Annotated in this window: 16 protein-coding genes and 1 pseudogene; 10 read left to right on the top strand and 7 right to left on the bottom strand. The window is 63.1% G+C overall.

The annotated features are described in order from the left end of the window. The 4 genes and pseudogenes from HMPREF9006_RS10385 to HMPREF9006_RS10390 all read left to right on the top strand — a co-directional run. On the top strand, nt 1-591 hold a 591-nt coding region (locus HMPREF9006_RS10385; RefSeq protein WP_232209853.1), incomplete at its 5' end, for a DNA adenine methylase. Beyond that, the gene (locus tag HMPREF9006_RS06855; protein WP_083806953.1) at nt 575-1,600 is read left to right on the top strand and encodes a ParB/RepB/Spo0J family partition protein; all 1,026 of its coding nucleotides are present in this window, start codon (nt 575-577) and stop codon (nt 1,598-1,600) included. The genes HMPREF9006_RS10385 and HMPREF9006_RS06855, both read left to right, overlap by 17 nt. 16 nt (nt 1,601-1,616) lie before the next feature. Continuing rightward, a complete protein-coding gene (locus tag HMPREF9006_RS06860) occupies nt 1,617-2,543 on the top strand; it encodes a hypothetical protein (RefSeq protein WP_198002547.1) in 927 nt (308 codons plus the stop codon). Nucleotides 2,544-2,792: 249 nt separating this feature from the next. Further along, a pseudogene (locus tag HMPREF9006_RS10390) lies at nt 2,793-4,003 on the top strand (transposase). A 231-nt stretch (nt 4,004-4,234) separates the two neighbouring features. Here the strand turns inward: HMPREF9006_RS10390 and HMPREF9006_RS10630 are convergent. The 3 genes from HMPREF9006_RS10630 to HMPREF9006_RS06875 all read right to left on the bottom strand — a co-directional run bounded on the left by HMPREF9006_RS10630 (nt 4,235) and on the right by HMPREF9006_RS06875 (nt 11,081). Then, complete coding sequence (locus tag HMPREF9006_RS10630) at nt 4,235-5,059, bottom strand: hypothetical protein (protein ID WP_156794403.1); 825 nt, start codon at nt 5,057-5,059, stop codon at nt 4,235-4,237. Between the two features lie 2 nt (nt 5,060-5,061). Then, complete coding sequence (locus HMPREF9006_RS06870; RefSeq protein ID WP_009212861.1) at nt 5,062-10,161, bottom strand: DEAD/DEAH box helicase; 5,100 nt, start codon at nt 10,159-10,161, stop codon at nt 5,062-5,064. A 170-nt stretch (nt 10,162-10,331) separates the two neighbouring features. After that, nucleotides 10,332-11,081 carry a DeoR/GlpR family DNA-binding transcription regulator gene (locus tag HMPREF9006_RS06875; protein ID WP_009212862.1) on the bottom strand — a complete coding sequence of 250 codons (750 nt, stop codon included), beginning with the start codon at nt 11,079-11,081 and terminating at the stop codon, nt 10,332-10,334. 392 nt (nt 11,082-11,473) lie between these two features. Between HMPREF9006_RS06875 and HMPREF9006_RS06880 the strand changes: the two genes are divergently transcribed. The 6 genes from HMPREF9006_RS06880 to HMPREF9006_RS06905 all read left to right on the top strand — a co-directional run bounded on the left by HMPREF9006_RS06880 (nt 11,474) and on the right by HMPREF9006_RS06905 (nt 18,021). Further along, nucleotides 11,474-12,520, top strand: a complete 1,047-nt coding sequence (locus HMPREF9006_RS06880) for a substrate-binding domain-containing protein (RefSeq protein ID WP_009212863.1) — start codon at nt 11,474-11,476, stop codon at nt 12,518-12,520. A 90-nt stretch (nt 12,521-12,610) separates the two neighbouring features. Continuing rightward, on the top strand, nt 12,611-14,155 hold the full coding sequence (locus HMPREF9006_RS06885) for a sugar ABC transporter ATP-binding protein (protein WP_009212864.1): 1,545 nt from the start codon (nt 12,611-12,613) through the stop codon (nt 14,153-14,155). 2 nt (nt 14,156-14,157) lie between these two features. Continuing rightward, entirely contained in the window at nt 14,158-15,222 is a 1,065-nt protein-coding gene (locus HMPREF9006_RS06890) for an ABC transporter permease (RefSeq protein WP_232209854.1), read from the top strand. Between the two features lie 5 nt (nt 15,223-15,227). Next, the gene (locus tag HMPREF9006_RS06895; protein ID WP_232209855.1) at nt 15,228-16,322 is read left to right on the top strand and encodes an ABC transporter permease; all 1,095 of its coding nucleotides are present in this window, start codon (nt 15,228-15,230) and stop codon (nt 16,320-16,322) included. 2 nt (nt 16,323-16,324) lie between these two features. Further along, complete coding sequence (locus HMPREF9006_RS06900) at nt 16,325-17,326, top strand: dihydroxyacetone kinase subunit DhaK (protein WP_232209856.1); 1,002 nt, start codon at nt 16,325-16,327, stop codon at nt 17,324-17,326. A 2-nt stretch (nt 17,327-17,328) separates the two neighbouring features. Next, on the top strand, nt 17,329-18,021 hold the full coding sequence (locus tag HMPREF9006_RS06905; RefSeq protein ID WP_009212868.1) for a DAK2 domain-containing protein: 693 nt from the start codon (nt 17,329-17,331) through the stop codon (nt 18,019-18,021). A gap of 238 nt (nt 18,022-18,259) precedes the next feature. Here HMPREF9006_RS06905 and nhaC read toward each other — a convergent pair whose 3' ends face one another. The 4 genes from nhaC to xylA are packed head-to-tail and all read right to left on the bottom strand — an operon-like array spanning nt 18,260 to nt 23,567. Then, nucleotides 18,260-19,717, bottom strand: coding sequence for a Na+/H+ antiporter NhaC (gene nhaC, locus HMPREF9006_RS06910; protein ID WP_009212869.1), 1,458 nt, complete (start codon nt 19,715-19,717; stop codon nt 18,260-18,262). Nucleotides 19,718-19,764: 47 nt separating this feature from the next. Continuing rightward, nucleotides 19,765-20,946, bottom strand: coding sequence for a MalY/PatB family protein (locus HMPREF9006_RS06915; RefSeq protein ID WP_009212870.1), 1,182 nt, complete (start codon nt 20,944-20,946; stop codon nt 19,765-19,767). Continuing rightward, on the bottom strand, nt 20,939-22,366 hold the full coding sequence (locus HMPREF9006_RS06920; RefSeq protein WP_009212871.1) for a xylulokinase: 1,428 nt from the start codon (nt 22,364-22,366) through the stop codon (nt 20,939-20,941). Before HMPREF9006_RS06920 ends, HMPREF9006_RS06915 begins: the two co-directional genes overlap by 8 nt. A 28-nt stretch (nt 22,367-22,394) precedes the next feature. Next, complete coding sequence (gene xylA, locus HMPREF9006_RS06925; protein WP_034232261.1) at nt 22,395-23,567, bottom strand: xylose isomerase; 1,173 nt, start codon at nt 23,565-23,567, stop codon at nt 22,395-22,397. Nucleotides 23,568-23,597 lie beyond the last annotated feature (30 nt).

A 23,597-nucleotide genomic window follows, 5' to 3' on the forward strand; every position in this document is an offset into this window, starting at 1 on the left:
CCCCAATACCTTCGTCCGAATTCCGACTCAGCGCATGCCCGCATCGTTCGTGTCTGGGAGCGCTCGGTATGGGATGAGTTTGCGGAGGCACTGTGTAACGTGTCGCTTGTTGGGTCGGAGGAGTGGAGATCTGGAAACTCGGTGTACGTGGGGGATGCGCTTGATCTAGTGAGTGCCGGTTGGCTCGACGATATCGGAGTTGTCTACGCTGATCCCCCATATACTAAAGATCAGTACAGCCGCTATTACCACGTGTACGAAACGCTCTATAGATATGACTATCCAGACGCGAGTGGGATGGGGCGCAATCGCTCAGACCGTTTCACGACTGGATTCTCGTTGAAGAGCGGAGTTGTCGCCTCATTCCATGACCTCTGCCGGAACGTCGCCAGAATGCGCGTGCCGCTTGTGGTCAGTTACCCTTCCGCTGGACTGCTTGCAGCATGTGAACTCACAGTGGCTGACATCGCGGGTGAGTATTTTTCGGAAGTGGAAACTTTGTCATTTAACGCAAACCACTCGACAATGGGTGGGTCAACAGGAACCTCTAAGAAATTGGCAACGGAGAACCTCTATGTCTGCACGCTCTGAGGAAGCTGTTGCGTCGGCCGACGGCGTAGTAGCTGAACAGTCACTCAACCCAACTGCCGAACTGTGCCAACTGAAGATCTCAGACGTTGAGCCGAATGATGCCAATCCGCGGCTTGACTTTCCTCAAGATGAACTTGATCGTCTCACGGGTTCAATTGACCAGGAAGGGGTGCTTGTCCCTATCGTTGTCTACCAGCGGGGCGACAGGTATGTACTCGTGGACGGTGAGCGCCGCTATCGTTGTTCGCGTGATCTCGGGCATGAGACGATCCCTGCCCTTATCACGAAGGAGCGTAGCGAGCGCGAAGTCCTCCAACAGATGTTCAATATCCATCTGATCCGGGAGCCTTGGCGCGACATTCCTACAGCCAAAGCGCTGCAGCGCCTCGCGAACGGGATCAAGGAGCAGGAAGGGCGCGAAGCCAATGACTCCGAGTTGCGAGATCTTACGGGTCTCTCAATGGAGAGAGTTCGGCAGTTGCGGTATGTCATGACCCTGCCCGATGAGTGGCAGAAGTATATTCGTGAAGAAAGGATCCCACTGAACTTCTTCTGGGAGTTGAAGAAGAATGTTGTGGATGCTCTTAGGCGCAAGCGTCCGGCGATTCTGGATGAGTTCGGTGAAGACAGGGTGAGTGCGGCATTCGTTCAGAAGAGACTCGATCAGGTCATCACTGACACGGTGAGTTTGCGTAAAGTGTCGCCAATCATTAACTTTGCGGCCCAAGACGCCGAAGCGAATGGCACTGGCAGGTCACCTATTGATGCGTCGATCCGCGAACTCATCGAAAAGCCGGACGCGACCATTGATGATGCCTACGAGGACACCGTCCAAATGATGGTTGAAGTGGACAAGCTTGGTCGCCGTACGTCGTCAATGATTGCTGTATTCAGTCGACTCCTCTCTCAGACAGCTGGCACCGTGGAAAATGATGATGTGAAGCGATTAGGGCATAATCTGATCACCCAGTTGGCTGCACTCCTCGATGCCTATGAGACGTCCGCCTGAGCAAAAGGAGTTCGACATGGAGGAGCTTTTGGGTGACCCGGTTGTCGGCAAGCGGGTCGATTTGCGAGATATTGAGTCGACCATCACTGCGATTTGCGCATCGCCGGATGGAGGAGACTGGGAGCGTGATGTTGAGGTAATTCTGGGAAGCAAGAGATGGCGCCCATCCGCTGTATCTAATGACCGGAGGCGCCTCCTCTATGTCTTCCTTCAAGAGGAGCTCCCTCGGTTCGTGAAGGATCGTCTCCTGCTCGCTGCCCCGTGCGGTATTGCTGTGACCGTTGCCCTGCCAATTGCCGCTCTCTATAAGCCGGACGTCACTACCTTTCTCGCTAGTATCGAAGCCGATGTGCTGGTGGTCGATGACTACGTTGACTATCGGCGACTCAAGCCTCGAGATATTCTGACTGCCCTAACGGATGTCGGCGTACCTTTGTCTCCGGAGTCCCGACGCGAGATCGGCCGAGGTGCTTGGGCGAAAATCGGAGAGGGGACATCCCAAGAGCGTGGCCGACGACTGGAGGCTCTACTCGCATTTCTGTTCGCGCAGGTCAACGACCTGAAAGTGCTTGAACGGAACTATAGAACGGAGACAGAAGAGATCGACCTTGTTCTTCAGATTGACAATTTTAGCCCCCGCGTGTGGCAAAAGTCGGGCGTGCCGTTCATATTGGTTGAGGCGAAAAATCGAGTGGAGAAGGCATCGCAGCAGATGATATCTGTTCTGCTGACCAAGCTTCAGACAAAGCGAGGTACTTCGCGTATTGCTTTCCTTGTCTCTCTCGCTGGTTTTACTGAGAGTGCACAACTCCAGGAGCTCCGGTTCTCTAACCAAGAAATGTGTGTCGTGATGATCGGTCGCGAGGGGCTCGAATCGCTTATCGAAGCAGACAATCTTGACGATACTCTTGAGACCATGGTCAGTCACGCGCTGATGCGGTGACGACCTCTTTACCCCTCTGAGGCGACGCACGGTAGTGAGTGGGTATCAGACACTTCGCGTTGCCCATACCGCGCAATAGAGACGAGGTTTAACTGGCTCTTTATAATTCGGGGTGTAGTTGGTGTTTGAAGGCTCTTCATAATTGGGGGTGTAAGTGTGGTGGGTGGCGTTGGGCGTGTCGTGGTTGTGTAGGGGCCGAGGTCTTTCGATGACGGAGATTCCTACACCGTCCATCTGAAAGACCTCAACATGCCCAATACTACCGTTAGCCGCCCTGAGCTGAGTGCATTCACGCGCCTGGATGGCCTGGGGTTGGGGTGATGGGCCAGCGCATTTGGCCAGACCATGTGGTGTTGGCGTGCTGGATCGCTGGTGAGGATCGGTGGTGTCGACGCTGCGGATGTTAGGGCGAGGCGCGTGACACGGTGGTCAGGCGCCCCGTGCACGAGCCTTACGGGTGGCGTCCCACGATCTTGCAAGTAGCGTGCGCCGCTACCGGTCCCAGGAGTGCGCTCACGTGTGGAGTCAGGATATGAGCCAAGCGGCCGCTCTGCGCGCGAAGCTCTCGCGGGCGGCGGTGCGCTGGGCGCTGACGGGCGTGGTTGTCCACCAGTTGACAGTGGCGCATATCGTCCAGGCCCTCGGTGTGTCCTGGAAGAGCCGCCAACACCGCTGTCCTGGGTGAAGGCCAGCGTCTACTGATCAATGATCCAACTCGGTTCGATGGCGTGCGTGTCATCGGGGTGGATGAACCCGTGTGGCGCCACACCCCCTACGGCGACAAATACGTCACCGTTATCTTGGACTTGACGCCCATCCGAGAACGCCGCGGTCCCTCCCGACTCTTGGACATGGTCCCGGGTCGCTCCAAGCAGGTCTTCAAAACCTGGCTGGCCTCCTGCCCCGACACGTGGCGTGAGCGCATTGAGATCGTTGCGATGGATGGATTCACCGGGTTCAAAAGCGCAGCCACTGAAGAACTCCCCGGCGCGGGCGTGCCACCGACCCCCTGTACAAGGTCCGCAGGATGTTACACACCAGATCTTGCCTGCTCACGCCACGCCAGCAGCACCAACTACTCAACCTGTTTTCCGGTGAGGAGCACATCGCGCTCGAGGTCACTTGGAGCGCCTACCAGAACATCATCGACGCCCACCGGGCGCCCGATACGAGTGCGGGTAAGTCCCTGATGCAAGCCGAAATAGACCGTCACAGCGACGCGGACGTGCCTAGGAGCCTAACCGAACTCATGACGCTGGGCAGGACACTCAAACGCCGAGCCGGGGACATCCTGGCCTACTTCGACCACACCCACACCAGCAACGGCCCTACCGAAGCGATCAACGGACGCCTCGAACACCTACGCGGCTCCGCCCCAGGACTTCCGAAACCTCACCAACTACATCACCCGAGCACTCCTCGAAACAGGAGGATTCAGACCCCAACTACACCCCCAATAATGAAGAGCCGGAGATGGTACTAGGACGTCGAGAAGTGTCTTGCTGGTGTGGCTCGTGAACGGCAGCGAATGCGACTTCATGTCGGTACCCGGCGACCGCTCCGGTGAGACTCTGCTCGCGTTCTTCGACAACAGGAGGGCTAGAAGTCCGAGCCTTATCAAGGACCTCGAACTCTAGCTCCAAGCCCTGGCCAACACAACAGCCTCAAATGCGAAGAGCTGCTATGTCGAGCTATGAAGAGCTCTCTTCATTGGCCCGAAGGAGTTCCTCAAAGTCTCTGAGCAAGCGCCTCCCAAGTTCACTATTCGCATCGATAACAAAGGTTGGTCTCGCCTTAGGGCGGTCCTTACGGTGAGAATACGGAAAAAATATAATGCGGCAGCCAAGTCGGACCATTCCGTACAGTGGGATTGTTTTAAGGTTGTATAATTCGACTGCTTCTCCTAGCGGGCGGAGCTCCTGAGGTACTTTGTCATATTCACTCACCAATTCTCTGTCTGTGATGCCGGACAAAGCGCCCATCAGGAAGAGCGTGTTCTCATCATGTGGGTCAGGGATAGCGTAACGTATTCGGACCTGTCTGGTCTGAATTGCTGTCTTAATGGCATTTATGTTATCTCGGATCCATGCGGATCCAGCCCACCAGCAGACATCGATTGCGTCAGCGTTCGCAATATAATCATTCCAGGAAATGTCGTGTGTGAAATCTACCGTGGTATGTAGAATCCCCTGATCGGCTAGAGTGTTGGAGAGTTCAGTATGTCGAAGAATCTTATCAGTGTGCTGTTGGAGTTCTCTTGAAAGCGCATCCTTCCCAAGTAATTCCCATGCAAAGCCAATAGTGAGAGCAGAAAACAGTGTGAGCAGCATGTTTTCAAGTAATTGATTGAGTACATCCGCTAGGTTGCCGCTATTATTATAGAGGCGCATCATTAGGATAATGACCAAGCATAGGAGGGCACCGCATAAACAGATCCATGCTGCTCTATTGTGTGACCATACGCGCATTAGCCTCGTTACAAAGCCACTCTTTCTTCCCTCATGGGAATCGCCCATGATTATTCTCCTTCCGGAATCTCAAGGGGAGGCAGCGTCGCCAGGAGCTCCTGGGTTCGCATGGATACCGTCACCAGGCGCTTGATCAGGTCCACGACCGCGTCTGGGCGGCCCTGCTCGCGCAGGAAGTCGTTCGGGTCGTTGACGATGCCCGACGCCTTGTCCGTCTTCACGTGGTAGCGGTCGATGATCCACTCCAGGGGGCTGCGGCCTGAAATTGAATACCCCTGCGCCTCCGCAGGAATCCCTGTGAGCGTCACGTAGTCGTTGTACTGCAAGCGCGTGAGATCCTTATCGCGGCGCCCCACCTTCGGGAAGCGCATCTTCCGCTCCCCGATCCGGTAGCGCTCCCATGGGTCCACGGGCGCGTGCAGGCTCGCCTCCTCCTGCACCGACGGATACGGCTCCACCCGCTCGTAGTTCACGTGCAGGTCCGCCAGCTCGCGGCCCACGCTCGCATACGTGTGGAAACCAGCCGCACGAGGAATATGCGGCAGCATCTTCTTCAAGTCATCCGCGTAGCGCTCCCGATACTCCGGGTGATGCAGCAGCGCGTACACGTAGAAGAAAATGTCCTCCTTCGTGATCCCCGCATCCCCGTAATGCTCCCGGTACGAGGCCAGGGTTGCGTCCGTGACGTTATCGACGCGGCGATAGCCGTCAAGGATCACCGGGATCTGGTCGCCGATCGGCCGCGAAAAATCCAGGGACGAGGCTGTGGCCGCCCCATCCGTCTGGCTCTCCGAGGAGGTCGCCAGGTCGGCGAACAGGTCCGGCTCGCTCCCGGAGGTGGGGGAGAGGGGTTCCCAGGTGTAGAGGGGGAAGGTTTGTGAGTCCCCGACGAGATGCAGATCGGGAAGCGCATCTGTCATGAGCGGACCTATGTTGGTGGGTTCGCCTTGTGACGCAACAAAGGATAGGTTCGGATGGATGTAGGTCGGGAAAATCTGCGGAAGCTGGTAAGTGCGCTCATTCATCGGCCCAGAAAAATATGCCGATTGTTTGTAGAACGGTCGATAGTGTCCGGTGCGTAGGCCTGTAAGTTCAAACTCGTGGTGAATAGATCGGTCGAGATCCTTGGGGAGGTTACCTCCCCAAGCAAGTAAAGTAGAGTCCGTTGTTGCTGTCTTGCTGTTATGGCCAGAATCTACCTCAGCGTTGTAGTTGTCGATCATGCGTCGCATGTTTGATTCCACCGCTTCTCGGGAGAAGTTGTAGCACCACGCGTCGCGGCTTGTCGCAAGTCCGCGAGAGAACTGGCGGAAAATAGCCGGAGTTGATTCTTTTCCCTTGAGAGGCTTGTCCCCGATCTCCTGGAAAGCGGCGAAGCGCTCGTCGCGGGAGCTGATCCAGTCACCGTGCTGGTTCGGCGTGATGGAACGGAATGCGTCGGCCCCGCTGATTCCCTCAATGGAGGCGTAGGCGCTGATCTGGTTGAGCTTGTCCTGGCGTGTTGCGTAGTCCTCGGCTTCGGCGTAGAAGATGTTGGCGGGACCGGAGTGGGCGGGGTCCTTAACCAAGACGGTGATGGCGACGCCCGTGCGCGAGCCGGATCCGAAGATCTTTCCGCCCTCGCGGCGGCTTCGGTCTCCCGAGGTCCGCTGATTTCCCTTCAGGTCGTAGATGAAGATCTGGGAGAACTCCTCCTGCAGCGACAGTCGCACGCCGTCCGCGGAGTTGCCGTCCACGAAGGAGCTGTTGGAGACGAAGGCGATGATGCCTCTATTCCCGATTCGGTCCGACGCCCAGCGCAGGGCGCGGAAGTAGGAGTCGTACAGGCTATTCTTGTTTGCCCGCGTCGACTGGGCAGCGTAGGTTGCCGCGATGCGCTCATCCAGGCGCGGGTACGCCAGGTTCTGGTTGTTGTCGTTCGCGCTGTTTTGGCCCGCCGAATACGGCGGGTTCATGACGACGACCGTGATCGCGGAATCCTTCTCTGCCTTCGCGCGCTCATTGTTGGCGGCCAGGCCCTCGAAGTCCTCTGTGATCGTGCCGTCGCCCTCGTGGAGCTGGAAGGTGTCCGTCAGGGTCATGCCCGGGAACTCGACGTAGCCCTCGTCCACGCCCTGCTCGGCGCGCACCTGGTGGTACACCTGCTCGATGTTGATCGACGCGATGTAGTAGGAGAGCAGCACGAACTCGTTCGCGAAGATGTCGTTCTTGTACTTGTGCTCCAGGGCATCGGGCGGGATGACCCCCAGTTGGAGCAGGCGTGCCACGAAGGTGCCGGTCCCGGCGAAGGGCTCGATGATGGCCACGCCCGGATCCCCCAGGCTCTGCCCAAAGGCCGTGCGCATCGCATCGTCTGCGCTGCGGATGATGAAGTCGACGACCTCGACGGGCGTGAAGACGATGCCCAGGCGTTCGCTCATGCGCGGGAAGGCCTGCGAGAAGAAGCGATCGTAGAGCGTGCGCATGATCTCCTGCTTGCCCGACAGGGTGTGCACGGCCTCGATGCGCTCGACCATCGCCTTATAGAAGGCGTCGAGTTCCCGGCGCTCGTTCTCGAGCATCGAGTGCGAGGCCAGCATGTTCAGGATCGTGTTCATCGCGCGGCTCACCGGGTTCTGCTTCGAGAACGAATGGTCCGGGAACATCGCGTCGAAGAGCGGGGCCGTCAGGATGTGCTGGGCCAGCATCTCCACCGCCGACTCGTTGTCTACGGCTGGGTTCAGGGTCGCGCGCAGCGCGTCCACGAACTCCTGGAACGCGTCCTGACGCTGCGGATCCTCCAACAGCCGGTCGATCAGGTGAATGTAGCGGTCCGCGACCGTCGCGATGTCCTTTGACCAGTCGTCCCAGTACAGGGATGAGCCCACCTTCTTCACGATCCGTCCGAACACCGACTCCTTCCAATCCGAGGGAAGCAGCGTGAGCTGGCCCTGGATGCCCTGGGCCACCCCGTCCGCGCCGGACCCGGCCCCGGCCTCGTCCCCATCTGGTGCAGCGCCGTCGAGCGGATCGTCATGCTTCTTGTCCTTCGCTAGGGACACCTGCTCGACGATGATGTTCTCCGGGCCCTGGCCGTTCAGCTCCATTGAGTTAATCGCCGCATCCAGACGCTCGTCGTGCGCACGCAGGGCCTTGAGGACCTGCCACACCACCTGGAAACGCTTGTTGTCGTCCAGCGCCTGCTCCGGCGACATGCCCGACGGCACAGCAACCGGCAGAATGATGTACCCGAAATCCTTGCCCTCCGCGCGGCGCATCACGCGGCCCACCGCCTGAATGACGTCCACCTGAGACTTGCGCGGCGCCAGGAAGAGCACCGCGTCCAGCGTGGGCACGTCCACGCCCTCACTCAGGCAGCGCGCGTTCGTCAGGATCCGGCACACCGGGACCTCATCCGTGCCCGCGCCCTCCGTCAGCCAATCCATCTCGCGCGAACGCACGGCCGCGTTCATCGTGCCGTCGACGTGGTGGCACTCGACCTGCAGGTTGTCCGAGGCGTCGTCGTTACTCAGGTCGCTCAGGCCGTGGGGTCCGTTCACCAGGTCCGGGAACTGCTCCGTCACCTGCTTCGAGGCCTTGATGTTCTTGCAGAAGGCCACTGCGCGGCGCATCGGAGCGCGGTCCTCGCCGTAATCCACGTCCGAATCACGGTTCTTGCGCTTCGCCAACGCGTTCCAGCAGCCCGTCAGCTTCGCCGCCGTATCGAGGTTCAGCTCGCCACCCATCTCCGCGATCGCCTGATACTGGCCCGACACCTCCTCCTCGCTGACCGTCAGGATGATGACCTTGTAGTCCGTCAGCAGGTTCTCCTTCACCGCCCGGCCAAAGCCCAGGCGGAAGAACACCGGACCATAGGTCTCCTGATCATCCATCGACGTCAGGATCACGTCCTTCTCCGACGCGGTATTCTTCGTCTTGTCCGCGAAAATACGCGGCGTCGCCGTCATGTAGAGAGTCTTCGCGCGGCGGATGAACTCGTCGCTGTGAATCTTCGTGAAGGCGCTCTCATCCTCGCCCGTTAGCGTCGCACCCGTCGTGCGGTGGGCCTCGTCGCAGATGACCAGGTCGAAGTCACGCCACTCGTCGCCCGCGAGCTCCTGCGCACGGTGAATGACCTCAATCGACTGATACGTCGCAAAGACGACCTGCAGGCCCTCCGTCGTGTTGTTCGCGTTCAGGGAGTCCGCGAGGCGCTGGCCGTCCGTCGTCGCCGGAATCGGCAGGTCCACCGCCGACTCCTCGGCAGTGTCGTTACGCGCCGACGAGGACACCTTCGTATCCGAACACACTGCCCACGCCGTGAACGCGCCGTCGGCCTCGGCCGCCCAATCATCCAGCGTCTGCTTGAGGAGCGCGAGCGAGGGGACCGCGAAGAGGATCCTGGCGGTGCCGCCCTCCTTCTCCACGAACTCGCGCGCGATCGTGAGCGCCGTAAACGTCTTACCCGTGCCGCACGCCATCACCATCGTGCCGCGGTCGTGCTCCTCGAAGCCCGACATCACCGCGCTGCGCGCACGCACCTGGTGGTCGCGCGGAACTTTGCGCTCGCGGGTCTTCGGCGCCTGCGTCGATCCCAGCGAATACGTGCGCCAATCGATGTCCGAATCGCGCAGGTCCGCCAGCGTGATGCGGGAAACTGGGATCTGCTGGCCCTCGATCGCATCCTGCGCGTTCTTGCCCCACGGCGCGCCTGACGTGTCCACGACGATGCGGCGACCGAACGGCTCCTTGCCCGACGCTGACAGGAACGAGTCAATGTCCGCCTTCTGAATGCGGTGGCCCAGCGCGTAGAACTTGCACTGGATGGCGACCGGGCCCGCGCTCGGGTCGGCGGGGATTGCCACCAGGTCGATGCCCGTGTCGCCCGTGCGGCGATCCGGCCACTCGCTCCACAGGTAGATCTCCTTGAACTGGTGCGCGAAACGCGCGTCGTGGAGTAGGAACTGGCGTGTCAGCTCTTCGAAGAGCGTGCCCTTCTCACGCTCGCTCTTCGCGCGCGCACGGTACTCGTCCAGCAGAGCGTCCAGGGCGGATTTTGACGAGGCTGGGGCGGCGTCATCTGACAAACGTTTCTCGGGGTGGTGGGTGGCGGTGGAATCCGCCTCCATCCCGGGCAGTGCCATGAAGTCGTCGTCGCGCCCAACAGTCATGCGACTAAGAATAGCGGGTAATCTACGACACACAACTTGTTTGACGCGGCGACAACACTACAAGGGATCTTACGCTCAGAACCTTGACGGATCTGGTGGGAGTTTGACCGGCGAATGTCGCCGCCGACAGGAACCCTGGGACTCGGTTCCCCGGCCCCAAGGGCTCTGACCTACCCCTGACTCACCTCGGCCCGGATGAGGGGGATCGGGTAGGCGGCGGCCGAGATGGGGGAGAGGTAGGAGTCGGTGATGCCCGCGGTGAAGGCGTCGATGCCGAGGACCTTGTAGAGGGCGTTGCGGCCGAACTTGGTGGAGTCCGCGACGAAGTAGGCGGTCGACGCGATCGAGCGGACCTTCTGCTGTAGCTCGATCGAGTAGCCGGAGGAGGCGTAGATGCCGTCCTCCATCACCGAGTTCGCCCCAAACACGGCGGTGTTCACGCGGATGTGGTCCAGCTGATCGATCGCGGTCGGCCCCCACATGTGCGTCCGGTTGGGCAGCAGCTCGCCCCCGACGAACACCAGGTTGAGCGACGGCTTCTTGAGGATCTCCAGGCCCACCAGCAGGTCGTGCGTCACCACGGTGACGCGGCGGGCGTTGAGCGCGCGCGCAACCTCCAGGCACGTCGACCCCGAGTCGAGGAAGACGGACTGCCCGTCCAGGATCCGCTCCGCCATCGCCGGCCCGATCGCGCGCTTCTCGGCTCGGTTGGGCGAATCGTGCAGGAACTCCTCGGTGTCCTCGTCCTGCGGGACGGGGATCGCGCCTCCGTGGGTGCGGCGCACGAGGCCCGCCTCGGCAAGGTGCTCCAGGTCCCTGCGGATGGTTGACACGTTGACCTCGAGGGCTTCCGCCAGGGAGGACACGGTCTCGAAGCCTGTCGCCTCAATCATGGAAACAATGGTGTCTTGCCGGGTCACGATGCTTCCTTCTGCTGGCTACGGACGGGGGACGGCGGCGGAATCGACGACGGATGCCTGCAACAGGGCATCGCGGACTCCGCCCTCTTGACACTGTAGCGAACTTTCGGAGCGAATGTGCGCGATACCGCGCAACGAGGGATCTCGCGGGTAATCGCAGTCTATGGGGAGTTATTCGCTCAGTATTTGCGTGTAACCGTGCAAATGAGCGGAGGGGACCGCGCGTTGATGGCTGCTTCAGTGCATGTGATATGCGCGAAAGAGAGTTGCACATGCGCGAAAGCGCGTGTACTGTTGGTGATTGCGACGCGGGTCACGCCATGTTGCGTGCGTCATCGCGGGAGATGGCGAACCCACAGCGTCGGCCAACGAGATCACGAGGAAGTGACGACATGAAGATCGGAAGACTGAGCGCGGCAGCGATGTCCATTGCGTCGATCCTGGCTCTGACGGCCTGCTCGACCGTCGGTGGGACGGCGGGGGAGAACCCCGGGAGCACCACCGGATCGGCCTCAGGCGATGCCAGCAAGACGATGGTCACCGTCGTCAAGGTCAAGGGAATCGCCTGGTTTGATCGAATGGACGTCGGAGTCAAGGAGTGGGGCGCCGCCAACGGCTACGACACGCGAACGGAAGGAGGAACGGACGTCTCCCCCGAGAAGCAGATCCAGATCATCCAGGATCTCATCGCGCAAAAGCCCGCGGCCATCACCGTCGTCCCCAACTCCCCCGAGGCCCTCTCCGCGGTCCTTGAGCAGGCCCGAGCCCAGGGCATCAAGGTGGTCTCTCACGAGGCGACCGGCATCAAGAACGTCGACGTTGACATCGAAGCCTTCGACAACGCCTCCTATGGGGTCGACATCATGAAGAGCATCGGCGAATGCACTGGCGGCACCGGCAAGTACGTGCAATTCGTCGGCGGCCTGACCGCCAAGACCCACATGGAATGGGTCGAGGCAGCCTACGACTACCAGCAGAAGAACTTCCCAGGCATGGAGCGCGTCGAGACCCCCATCGAGTCCACCGACAACGAGACCGCCGCCTACGAGAAGGCGAAGGAGGTGCTCGGCAAGTACCCCGACATCAAGGCCTTCCAGGGCTCCGCAGGTAACGACGTCCCGGGCATCGCACGCGCGATCGAAGAAGCCGGCCTCTCCGACCAGGTCTGCGTCATGGGAACCTCCATCCCCTCCGCCTCCGCCAAGTACCTCGCCACCGGATCGATCGACAAGATCTTCTTCTGGGATCCCGCCCTCGCCGGGAAGGCCCAGCTCCAGATCGCCAAGATCCTCGCTGACGGCGGAACCATCACCGAGGGCACGGACCTGGGCATCGAGGGCTACAACAACCTGCACAAGCTCGACGGCTACGACAACGTCTGGGTCGGCTCCGCCCAGATCGCCGCCGACGCCGAGCAAGCCAAGAAGTACAACTTCTAACGAGGCGGCCCCGGCCTCGGCGCAAGAAAGGCGAGGCCGGGGCTCGCGTCCCACGACAGCGCAGTCCACACGACACTCGAAGGAGAGCACATGCGCACCAATGTGGAACAAGCACCGCGCCCCAACGGACAAGGCTCGAGCGCGCACGAGAACCCCTTCCTAGAGGTTCGCCATATTGTCAAGAACTTCGGTGGCGTCCGAGCCCTCGACGGTGTTGACCTGGCCGTGTGGCCCGGCGAGGTCCTGTGCCTGGCCGGAGAGAACGGTTGCGGGAAATCAACCCTCATCAAGGTCATCTCCGGCGTGCACCGGCCGGACTCGGGAAGCATCGCAATCGAGGGCCAAGGGGTCACGGCGCTCACGCCGCTCAGCGCGATGAAAGCCGGAATCCAGGTCATCTACCAGGACTTCTCCCTGTTCTCCAACCTCACCGTGGCCGAGAACATCATGATGACCGCCTCCGTGACCGACAAGAAAAGCTTCTACAGCCGCTCTCGCACGACCCGGCACGCCCGCACGATCGTGGAACGCCTGGGGGTCGCCCTCCCCCTCGACGCCGACGTCGAACAGCTCTCCGTCGCCGACAAGCAGCTCACCGCGATCTGCCGAGCCCTGGCAGGCAACGCGAAACTGTTGATCATGGACGAGCCAACAACCGCCCTGACCCAGCGGGAGGTCGCTCGACTCTTCATGGTGGTCGAGAAACTCAGCGCCGAGGGGGTTGCACTCATCTTCGTCTCGCACAAGCTTGACGAGGTCATGGCGATCTCCCAGCGCGTCACCATCATGCGCTCCGGCCGCAACGTCATCGACTCCCCGGTCGAGGAGCTCGACCGCGAGAAGATCACCCACTACATGACCGGCAAGGAACTCGACCAGAGCAGACGCGTGCCACCCCTCGACGACGACGCCCCCGAACGCCTGCGGGTCGAAGCGCTCACCTCCGCGGGCCGCTTCGACAACGTCTCCTTCTCCGTGAAAAAAGGCGAGATCCTCGGAATCACCGGACTTCTCGGATCGGGGCGAACCGAAATCGCGCAGGCCCTCTTCGGCCTCCTTCCGATCGACAGTGGACGGGTGTCCATCGACGGCGAACAGGTCGAGGTTGCCTCCATCAAGCAGGCGATCGACGCCCACATCGGATACGTCCCCGAAGACCGCCTCACCGAGGGCCTCTTCCTCGACAAGTCCATCGCGGACAACGTCATCGCCGCGTCCATCGACCACCACACCTCGAAGCTCCACACGCTCCGCAAGGAGCGGATTCGGCGCACCATCGCGCACTACTTCGAGGCCCTCCGGATCAAAGCGCCCGACGTCCTGGCTCCCGTGCGCTCACTGTCCGGCGGAAACGCCCAGAGGGTCGTCCTCGCCAAGTGGCTCGCGCGCTCGCCCAAGGTCCTCATCCTCAACGGCCCCACGGTCGGTGTCGACGTCGGATCGAAAGCCGAGATCCTCGAGATTCTACGAGAGCAAGCCGCCGCCGGAATGGCCATCGTCATCATCTCCGACGACGCCCCCGAACTCGTCTCCTGCTGCCACCGCGTACTCATCACCAAGGGCGGCCACATCGCCGCCGAACTGGCCGGAGAGGACGTCGATGCTCGAATGATTAGAAAGATGGTCGTGTCATGAACATGAGTACCGTCGCTCGCAACGTGCTGCGTTGGATCTGGGGACCCAACCGCGAGGGAATCGTCCTCACCGTCCTGGTGGTGCTCGCGCTCGTCATGTCCGCGATCAGCCCCGCCTTCTTCACGGTCTCCACGCTCTTCTCCCTCCTGCGCTCCTCCATCGTCCCGACGATCTACGCCCTGGGCGTCCTCCTCGTCATCATCTCCGGCGGAATCGACGTCTCCTTCGCGGCGATCGCCTCCTTCGCCTCCTACGCCACCATCGTGTTCCAACTGAGCCGAGGCATCAACATCGGCCTGTTCGGATCCTTCGCGATGGCCCTCATCATCGGAGCCGTGCTGGGACTCCTCAACGGCTACCTGATCTCGAGGTTCAAACTCCCGACCCTCATCGTCACCCTCGGCACCCAGGGCATCTTCCAGGGCTTCCTCCTGGCCTACATCGGCTCCACGTACATCGCCCAGCTGCCAGAGGGAATGGCCTCGGCCTCGACCGCCAACATCGTCTCGGTCGATACCGATACCGGCGTCGCCCTGCTCCACTCGATGATCATCCCGGCCATCGTCCTGGCGATCGTCATCGCTGTGATCCTCAGTAAGACGATGTTCGGCCGCTCCATCTACGCGATCGGAGGCGACACCGAGTCCGCGCACCGAGCCGGAATCAACGTCAAGAGAACGCAGATCTGCGTGTACGTCATCGCGGGAACCCTGGCCGCGACCGCAGGAATGGTCTACATGATCCTGGGGCGCTCGGCCAACCCCCAGGAGCTGGTCGGGCACGAACTCGACATCATTGCCGCCGTCGTCCTCGGGGGCGCGTCGATCTTCGGGGGACGAGGCTCCGTCCGGGGAACGATCCTCGGGGTCCTCCTCGTGCAGCTGATCAACAACTCGCTGATCCTCATCGGAGTTCCGAGCGCATGGCAACGCGCCGCAGTCGGCCTGCTCCTCGTCGCCGGCGTCGGCATTCAGGCCCTGGCCGCCAAACGAGGAACGAGGCTCCTGCGCAGCAAGAACGCGCAGGTCGACCACAGCAACGCCGCCCCCCAGGCCGTCGAAGGATGAGCGCCATGAATACGACACTTCGTGAAACCAACTCCCGCATCGACCTCTTGAGCGCCTCCCTGCTGTCTCGGCTCAGACGCGACAGGTCCATCGGCCGAATGGTCCTCATCCTCCTCGTCGCCATCGCAGCGTTCTCGGTCCTGTCCCCGAGCGTCTTCCTCACGGGACTGAACCTGCAAAACATGCTCCTCGGGGTCGCGGAGATCGGGATCCTCTCCATCGCGATGATGATCTCCATGGTCACCGGCGGCATCGACCTGTCGCTGGTCGCCATCGCCAACCTGTGCGCGATCACCGTCTCCACGCTCTACACCTCCTCGGTCCTGGGCGGCGCGGGAGCCGAACAGTGGAGCCCGGTCATCATCCTCATCGGCCTGGTCGTGGGCCTCGCCTGCGGCCTCGTCAACGGCGTTCTCATCGCCTACGTGGGCGTCACCCCGATCCTGGCCACGCTGGGCACGATGCAGATCTTCAACGGATTGGCCGTCGTGTGGACCGGAGGAAAGACCCTCTACGGATCCCCCGAAGCCCTCACCGCCTTCGGGAAGACGGCCGTCGCGGGCGTCCCCCTCCTCTTCATCGTCTTCGGCCTCGTCGCCCTGCTCGTCGGTTTCATCCTGAATCGCTCCCCGCTGGGCCTGTCCCTCTCCCTCGAGGGCTCCAACGGGACGGCCGCCAAGTTCTCGGGTATCCGCTCGACGCGCATCCTGATGAGCTCCTACCTGCTCACGGGCCTCCTCGGATCGCTGACGGGAATCGTGTTCATCGCCCGAAACCCCACGGCCTCGGCCGACTACGGCGCCTCCTACGTCCTGCTCGTCATCGTCATCGCCGTCCTCGGGGGGACGAACCCGAACGGAGGCTTCGCCACCGTCGGGGGCGTATTCCTGGCCGCCCTGACCCTCCAGGTCGTCCAGAGCGGATTCACCTCGATGAGGCTGTCCGCCTTCCAATACTCCATCGCCCAGGGAGTCATCCTCATCGGTGTACTCGTCCTCGACTGCATCGACTGGAAAGACGTTCGATCGCGCCTCTCCATTGCCGTCAGGCGCACAGATTCGGTAGCCGCTCACGACAGCGGTTCAACAGAAAGGAAATGATCATGAAGAAGATCATTAACAACCCCGACCAGTTCGTCGATGAGATGGTCGAGGGCATTCTCCTGGCTCACCCCGATCAGGTCAAGACACCCGGCGACGACCGCCGCGTTCTTGTCCGCGCCGACAGCCCGGCCGTGGGCAGGGTGGGAATCGTGACCGGGGGCGGCTCGGGTCACCTCCCCCTCTTCAAAGGCTACGTCGGACGAGGCCTGTGCTCGGGCGTCGCCATCGGCAACGTCTTCTCCTCCCCGTCGGTCCAGCAGTGCGCGGATGCAGCCAAGGCGGTCGATGGCGGCGCGGGCGTGCTCTTCCTCTACGGAAACTACGGCGGCGACGTCTTCAACTTCGACCTGGCCGTCGACCTGCTCGAACTTGACGGAATCGAGACGCGCACCGTGCTCGGCTGCGACGACGTGGCCTCTCAACCCAAGGAACGCGCTCGGGATCGTCGAGGCGTCGCGGGCATCTTCTTCGCCTACAAGGCCGCGGGCGCGGCCGCCGAGCGGGGGGATTCGCTCGACGAGGTTGCCGCCGTTGCCCAGAAAGTCGTCGACAACACTGCCACGATGGGCGTCGGCCTGTCCCCGACGATTCTCCCCACAACCGGTTCCCCGTCCTTCGAGCTGCCCGACGGGGAGATGGAAATCGGCATCGGCATCCACGGCGAACCCGGCATTCACCGCGGACCCCTGGGAACCGCCGACGAGATCGCGGATCGGATCCTCGACTCCGTCATCCCGGACCTGAGTCTGCGCGAGGGAGACCGCGTCGCCGTCCTTGTCAACGGCCTGGGAGCCACGCCGCTGGAGGAACTGTACCTGCTGTACAGGCGCACGCATCGCCGTCTCACCGACCTGGGGGTCGTCATCGAGCGACGCTACGTCGGCGAGTACGCGACCTCCCTGGAGATGGCCGGAGCTTCCATCTCCCTCCTCAAGGTTGACGACGCTCTCCTCGAGCTCCTCGACGCTCCCGCCCAGTCCCCGTTCTTCAGGGAGGCGTGAGCATGCGATCGCGTGAACTCATACGCCAGATCCAGGCCTCGATGTCGCTGCTGATCGAGTCCTCGGACGAACTGCGCGACCTCGACCAGGTTCTCGGCGACGGCGACCTGGGCATCACGATCTCCGCGGGTGCGCGTGCGGTGATCGAGGCCCTCGACGCCATGCCCACCGAGCCCGAGCCGGTCCCCTCCGACGTGGCGCGAGCCTGCGCGAGAGCATTCGCGAACGCGAATCCGTCGACGATGGCGGCGCTCGTGGCCGGAGGACTGCTTGCCGGTTCGAAGGTCTGGGTCGGATGCGAGGACGTGACCGCGGCGGAAGCGGAGGCATTTATCCGCGCGGCCGCGAACTCGATCTCGCACCGTGGCAAGAGTCAGGTGGGAGACAAGACGATCCTCGACGCGATGGTGCCCGCCGTCGATTCGCTGGCCGACAGCCTCGCGGCGAATCCGCAGGTGGCCACGGACAGCGGCCTCGCCCTGGGAGCCCTCGAAAGCGCGATCTCGTCCTCGGCCGCAGCCGTCGTGGCCACCCGAGACCTGCAGTCCCAGCGCGGACGAGCCTCGTGGCTGCAGGACCGGTCGATCGGCCTGCAAGATCCCGGCGCGACAGCCTTCCTACGTGCGCTTGAGGCCTGGCGAGATGCCGCCACCGGAGAGAGGGGGCCTCGCGCGGCCGTCGTGGGCAACCTCTGAGGCCGCGCCGTCGCGACCACACCCGAGGCTGGGGGCGACCGAGAGTTCGCCCCCAGCCGCCGTCTGCGAGTCGGTGCCCGCCGCCCGCCGAGCAGCCGAAGGGGCTCGCGTACTGACGGGCGAGCGGGGGACCGGCCGGGCGCGCCACCTCGCGTCGTGGCGGCCTCCGCGCCGAGGCCGGGGCGATGACAAAGGGGTGGGGGTCCCGGACGGAACCCCCACCCCCGCGCGCGAGCGCTCAGCCCTCCGCTTCGAGAGCCTTCTGCTCCTCCCGAGTCAGCTTCGCGATGCCGATGCCGGTTGCGCCCCACAGGAGGGCGAAGAAGATGGCGATCCAGTTCGAGATCGCCCACGGCATGTATGACAGGGTCGCAACGCCGAGCGTCCCCGCCATGTAGGCGCCCGCCGATGTCCATGGGAGGATGGGCTCCCACACGGTGGCCGCGTCCTCGATGGTCCGAGACAGGTTCTTCGGGTGCAGGCCGCGCTTGATGTACTCTCCGCGCAGCATCTCACCCGGAATCAGCAGCGACACCTGACCGTTCGACGTGATGCCAATGACCGCCAGGCCGGTGATGATCGTCGACGCGATCAGGCTGAACGTGGACTTCACGGGCGCAAGCAGGCGGGAAATGAGCACGTCCAACGAGCCCGACACGGACACCGCGCCGGCAAACGCGATCGCGCAGAAGCAGATGAGAAGGACGCTCATCATCGAGTTCATGCCGCCGCGCTCGAGCAGGCGCGTCACGTCCTCAATCACCGAGTCGGCCGCGAAGCCCGCCTTGCCGACCATCTTGATCTTGAACCCATCCACCGAGGCAACCACGGAATCCTTGAAAGAGACGTGCTGGAACACAACCGCGTTGAACATAGCCGTCGCGCACGAGACGAGCATGACGGGAACCGTCGGCAGCTTCATCACGGACCCGGCGAGGACGACCACCACGGGAACCAGCAGAAGCAGGTTCCAGTTGAACGCAGAATCCAGGGTTGCGAGGATCGTCCCCACCTTCTCGGGCACCGCTCCACCCGAGGACTGCAGGCCGAAGATCAGGTACACGGCGGCCGACGTCAGGAATGCGGGCACCGTCGTCCACATCAGGTGCCGAATGTGAGTGAACAGGTTGACGCCCGTTGCCAGCGACGCGATGTTCGTCGTATCCGACAGGGGAGAGAGCTTATCGCCGAAGTAGGCACCCGCCACGATGGCTCCCGCCACCATCGGCAGGTTCGCGTCAACGCCGACCGCAACGCCCATGAACGCCACGCCGATCGTGCCCGCCGAGCCCCACGACGTGCCCGTACACAGCGACACGATGGCGGTCACCACCAGGGCGATCAGCGCGAGGAACTGAGGGTTAATGATCTTCAGCCCGTAGTAGATGAGCATCGGAATGGTCCCGCCGGCCATCCACGTGCCGATCAGCGCGCCGACGACGATCAGGATCAGGATCGCCGGCATGGTCTTCGCGATCTTCTCCGCGATCGCCCCGATGATCTCATCCCACGTGTACCCCAGGTAGAGGGCAACGAGCCCCGCGACAACCGCCGAGGCGATCAGCAGCGGCTCCACCGGCAGGCTGGCCGCAATGTAGCCGCCCCCCAACAGCGCGATCAGTGTGACCGCGGGAATGGCCGCGATCAGCAGGGAAGGAGCGCGGTGAGCGCGCTTGCCCGACTGAGTCTCTGACATGTACGTTCCTTTCGAATAGTTGCGGTCCCGCGACGGTGCGCGACCGTTCAGTGAACTGAAAGAGCGAGGATCGCCTCGCACAGGCGCTCGAGTGCGCGCTCGAGATCGCGCTCGGGAAGCGCGACGTTGATGCGGAAGAATCCCTCGTATTGCTCCCCGAAGTCCTCCCCGGCAGATACGGCAACCCGCGAGCGGGCCACCGCCTCGGCCAGAAGCGTCGCGGAGGGCAGATACGAGCGAGCATCCACCCACACGAGATACGTCCCATCGGGGTCAACGACCCGAGCCAGCGGAAGCTCCTCCCTCAGACGAGCAACCGCGACGCGAAGATTCGCGTCAATCCGCTCACGCAGCTGGTCCACCCACTCATCACCCTCGTTCCATGCGGCGATCGCCGCCGGAATCGCGAAGAAATTCGGGTTGTGCAGGCCCATGAGGCGCTTGGCCTCCTCGAGGCGCGCACCGAGTACCCCGCGAACGACGATTGCCGAGGCCTCCAGACCCGCGCTGTTGAACGTCTTGCCCGGAGAGCAACACTGAATGAGCCGGCCGGACTCCCACAGCTGCTGCGAGTGGATGGCCAGCGGCCGGTAGCCGTTTCGACCCGGGCGCTGAAAGTCGGCGTGAATGTCGTCGGAAAGGACCGTCACGCCATAGGTGAGGGCGAGCGCGGAGACCATGTCGAGCTCCTCCGATGTCCACACCCGGCCCGTCGGATTGTGCGGGTTGCACCACAGGAGCAGGTCCGCGTCCCGCATGGCCTCCGCGAAGCGCTGCTCGGGGATGACGACGCGACCCTCCGACAGGTCCAGGGGGACCCGACGCAGCTCGCAGCCGGCGCGCTTGACGACCTCAATGATGGGTCCATACGCGGGATCCAGAGTGACAACCCGGGGCGTGCGTCCCAACTGCCCGGGCAAGACGATCGCGCACAGGGCCGACACGCACTGGACGATGCGAGGGAAGAAATGCACGTCGCCTACCGCGGGACTCCACCCGTGGCGACGCGCCTGCCACCCCCGCACGGCCTCGCGGAAGTCATCAAAGACCTCCGTGTAGCCGAAGATGCCCGGCTCGCACGCCCGTGTGATCGCGCGCGACACCGCGGGGCACGTCGCGAACTCCATGTCCGCCACGGACAGGGACAGAGCGTCCTGTCCGAGGTCGGCGGCCAGCAGGTCCCACTTCGCGCTGTGCGTGCCCCAGCGAACGATTGACTCCTCAAACATTCGTCTCACCCGCCCTCGCGGATCCGTCCTTGACCTGCGGGAACGCGGGAGGGGAAACCTCCACGGCGGCAGCCTGCATCGCCGCACCCAGGGCAACGTACTCCCCGGGATGGGGTACCTCGACGGTGGCCCCCAGCGCCTCCGAGGCCAGGGCGCGTACGGCGCTCGACCGGGCGCCCCCGCCGACCAGGAGCACGCGCTCGACCGCGACCCCCTGCGCGCGCACCGCGTCCAGCGCCCCGCGCATCAGGGCGAGCAGCCCCTCGATCGTTGCGCGGGCAACGTGCGCGCGGTCGCAATTGGACAGGGTCATTCCCTCCAGGCTTGCCGTTGCTTCCGGAAGATTCGGCGTGCGCTCACCCTCGAAGTATGGGATCAGCCGCAGCCCGCCCGCGTCCGGGACCGACAGGGCCGCCTCGTCGAACTCCTCGTAACCCAGGCCCGTCACCCGCATCATCGCGTCGATGATCCGGGATGCGTTGAGAGTGCACGCCAGTGGCAGCCACCGGCCCGACGCGTCCGAGAAACCCGTCACAAGACCCGACGGGTCCGACACCGGACACTCCGAGACGGCCGCAACCACCCCCGACGTCCCCAGGCTGAGCAGCGCCGATCCCGGCCTCAACCCGACACCCAGCGCAGCCGCCGCGTTATCTCCCGCGCCCGGACCCAGCGTGATCTCGCCCCAGCCCCGCGCCTCGTCCCCGCGGCCCACGGCCTCGTGCGGGCCAACAATCCGCGGGAGAGTGATCCGCTCGGCCCGGGCGGCGTCGCACCGTAGTGCCTGCGCCACAATGTCGCGCCGGTACGTCCGACCCGACCGGTCAACGTATCCCGTGCCCGAGGCGTCGGATCGATCGGTCGCCAAGCCCTCCAGGCCGACCCGATCGAAACCTCCCGCGATCCTCCATGTCAGGTAGTCGTGAGGCAGGCACACGGCGGCCACCCGCCGAGCGGCCTCCGGCTCGTTATCCGCCAGCCAACGCAGCTTCGTGACCGTCAACGATGCCACGGGAACGGATCCCGTCGCGTTGGCCCACCAAGCCGCGCCCGACGCGCCGTCCGCGTTCTCGGCGTCGCGGCGCCCGGCCTCGCGCTCAGCTATCAGCTCACGGGCCGCAGACGCACTGCGCGTGTCGTTCCACAGCAACGCAGGTCGGATCACCCGGCCGCGCTCGTCCAGGACGACCATGCCGTGCTGCTGGCCGCCGACGCTCAGAGCGCGCACGTCCTTGAACCCGCCAGCCGCCTCCGCCGCCGCGAGAAACGCCTGCCACCAGGCCTCGGGATCCACCTCGGTACCCTCCGGGTGAGGGGCGCGCCCCTCACGCACAACCCTGCCCTCAGCCGGGTCCCAGACAACCACCTTGCACGACTGCGTCGACGAATCGACGCCTGCGACATAGGGGCGCGTAATCATCGCTCAGCTCCTTCACCGTCGACAGACATCAGCCGACCAGGTGACGCATTGCCTGCTGGTACAGCTCAACAAAGTGATACTCGCGTGCCCCCGCCGCGGTCGCGTCGAACTCCTCGTCGCCGCGGTCGGCCAGGAAGTCCTCCAGGGACTCTCCCTGCGCGAGCGTCGGCTGGGCCAGCTCAGACACCGATGCTGCCTCCAGCAGCTCCCGGGTCGTGGGGTCCTCGCGGAATGCGCGGGCCTTGCGCGCCAGCATCAGATACATCTCCATGTTTGCGCGCGCGGACTCCCACACGCCCTCCATGCCCTCCGTGCGGCTGGGCTTGTAGTCGAAGTGGCGCGGCCCCTCGTAGCGCGGGCCGCCGCTCGGGAAGCCGTTCTCCAGCAGGTCGACCGTGAAGAACGCGCTGGCCAAGTCGCCGTGACCGAATGCCTTGTCCTGGTCGTACTTGATGCCCGATTGTCCGTTCAGGTCGATGTGGAAGAGCTTGCCCGCGTTGAGCGCCTGCGCGAGCGCGTGCGTGTAGTTCAAGCCGGCCATCTGCTCGTGGCCGGTCTCGGGATTCAGACCTACGATGTCCCCGTTGTCCAGCTGTGCGATCAGTGCGAGAGCGTGGCCAACCGTGGGCAAGAAGATGTCGCCGCGGGGCTCGTTCGGTTTGGGTTCCAAGCCGATCTTCAGGTCGTAACCACGCGACTTGATGTAGGCGGCGACCGTGTCGAGTCCTTCCTTGTAGCGGTCGAATGCCGCGTTCAGGTCCTTCGACGAGTCGTACTCTGCGCCCTCGCGCCCGCCCCACATGACGAAGGTCGTTGCCCCCATCTCCGCAGCAAGATCCACGTTGCGCAGGATCTTACGCAGGCCGAAACGGCGGATCGAACGGTCATTGTTCGTCAGGCCGCCATCCTTGAACACTGGGTGGGTGAAGGTGTTGGTCGTGACCATCTCGATGACGAGGCCGGCGGCGTCGGCTGCCTCCTTCACCTTCATGGCACGCTCGTGGCGCTCCTGGTCCGATGCGTCGAAGTCGAACACGTCATTGTCGTGGAAGGTGATGCCCCACGCGCCGACCTCCGCGAGCTTCGCCGTGTACTCCCACGGGTCGAGGACTGGGCGGGTCCCCGTCCCAAAGGGGTCGACCGCGTTCCATCCGACGGTCCACAGGCCGAAGGAGAACTTGTTGTCGTGGGTGGTTGTCATGGCGGGGTCCTTTCGAACGTCGATGTTCAG

This window comes from Actinomyces sp. oral taxon 180 str. F0310 (assembly GCF_000185285.1).
GTDB lineage: Bacteria > Actinomycetota > Actinomycetes > Actinomycetales > Actinomycetaceae > Pauljensenia.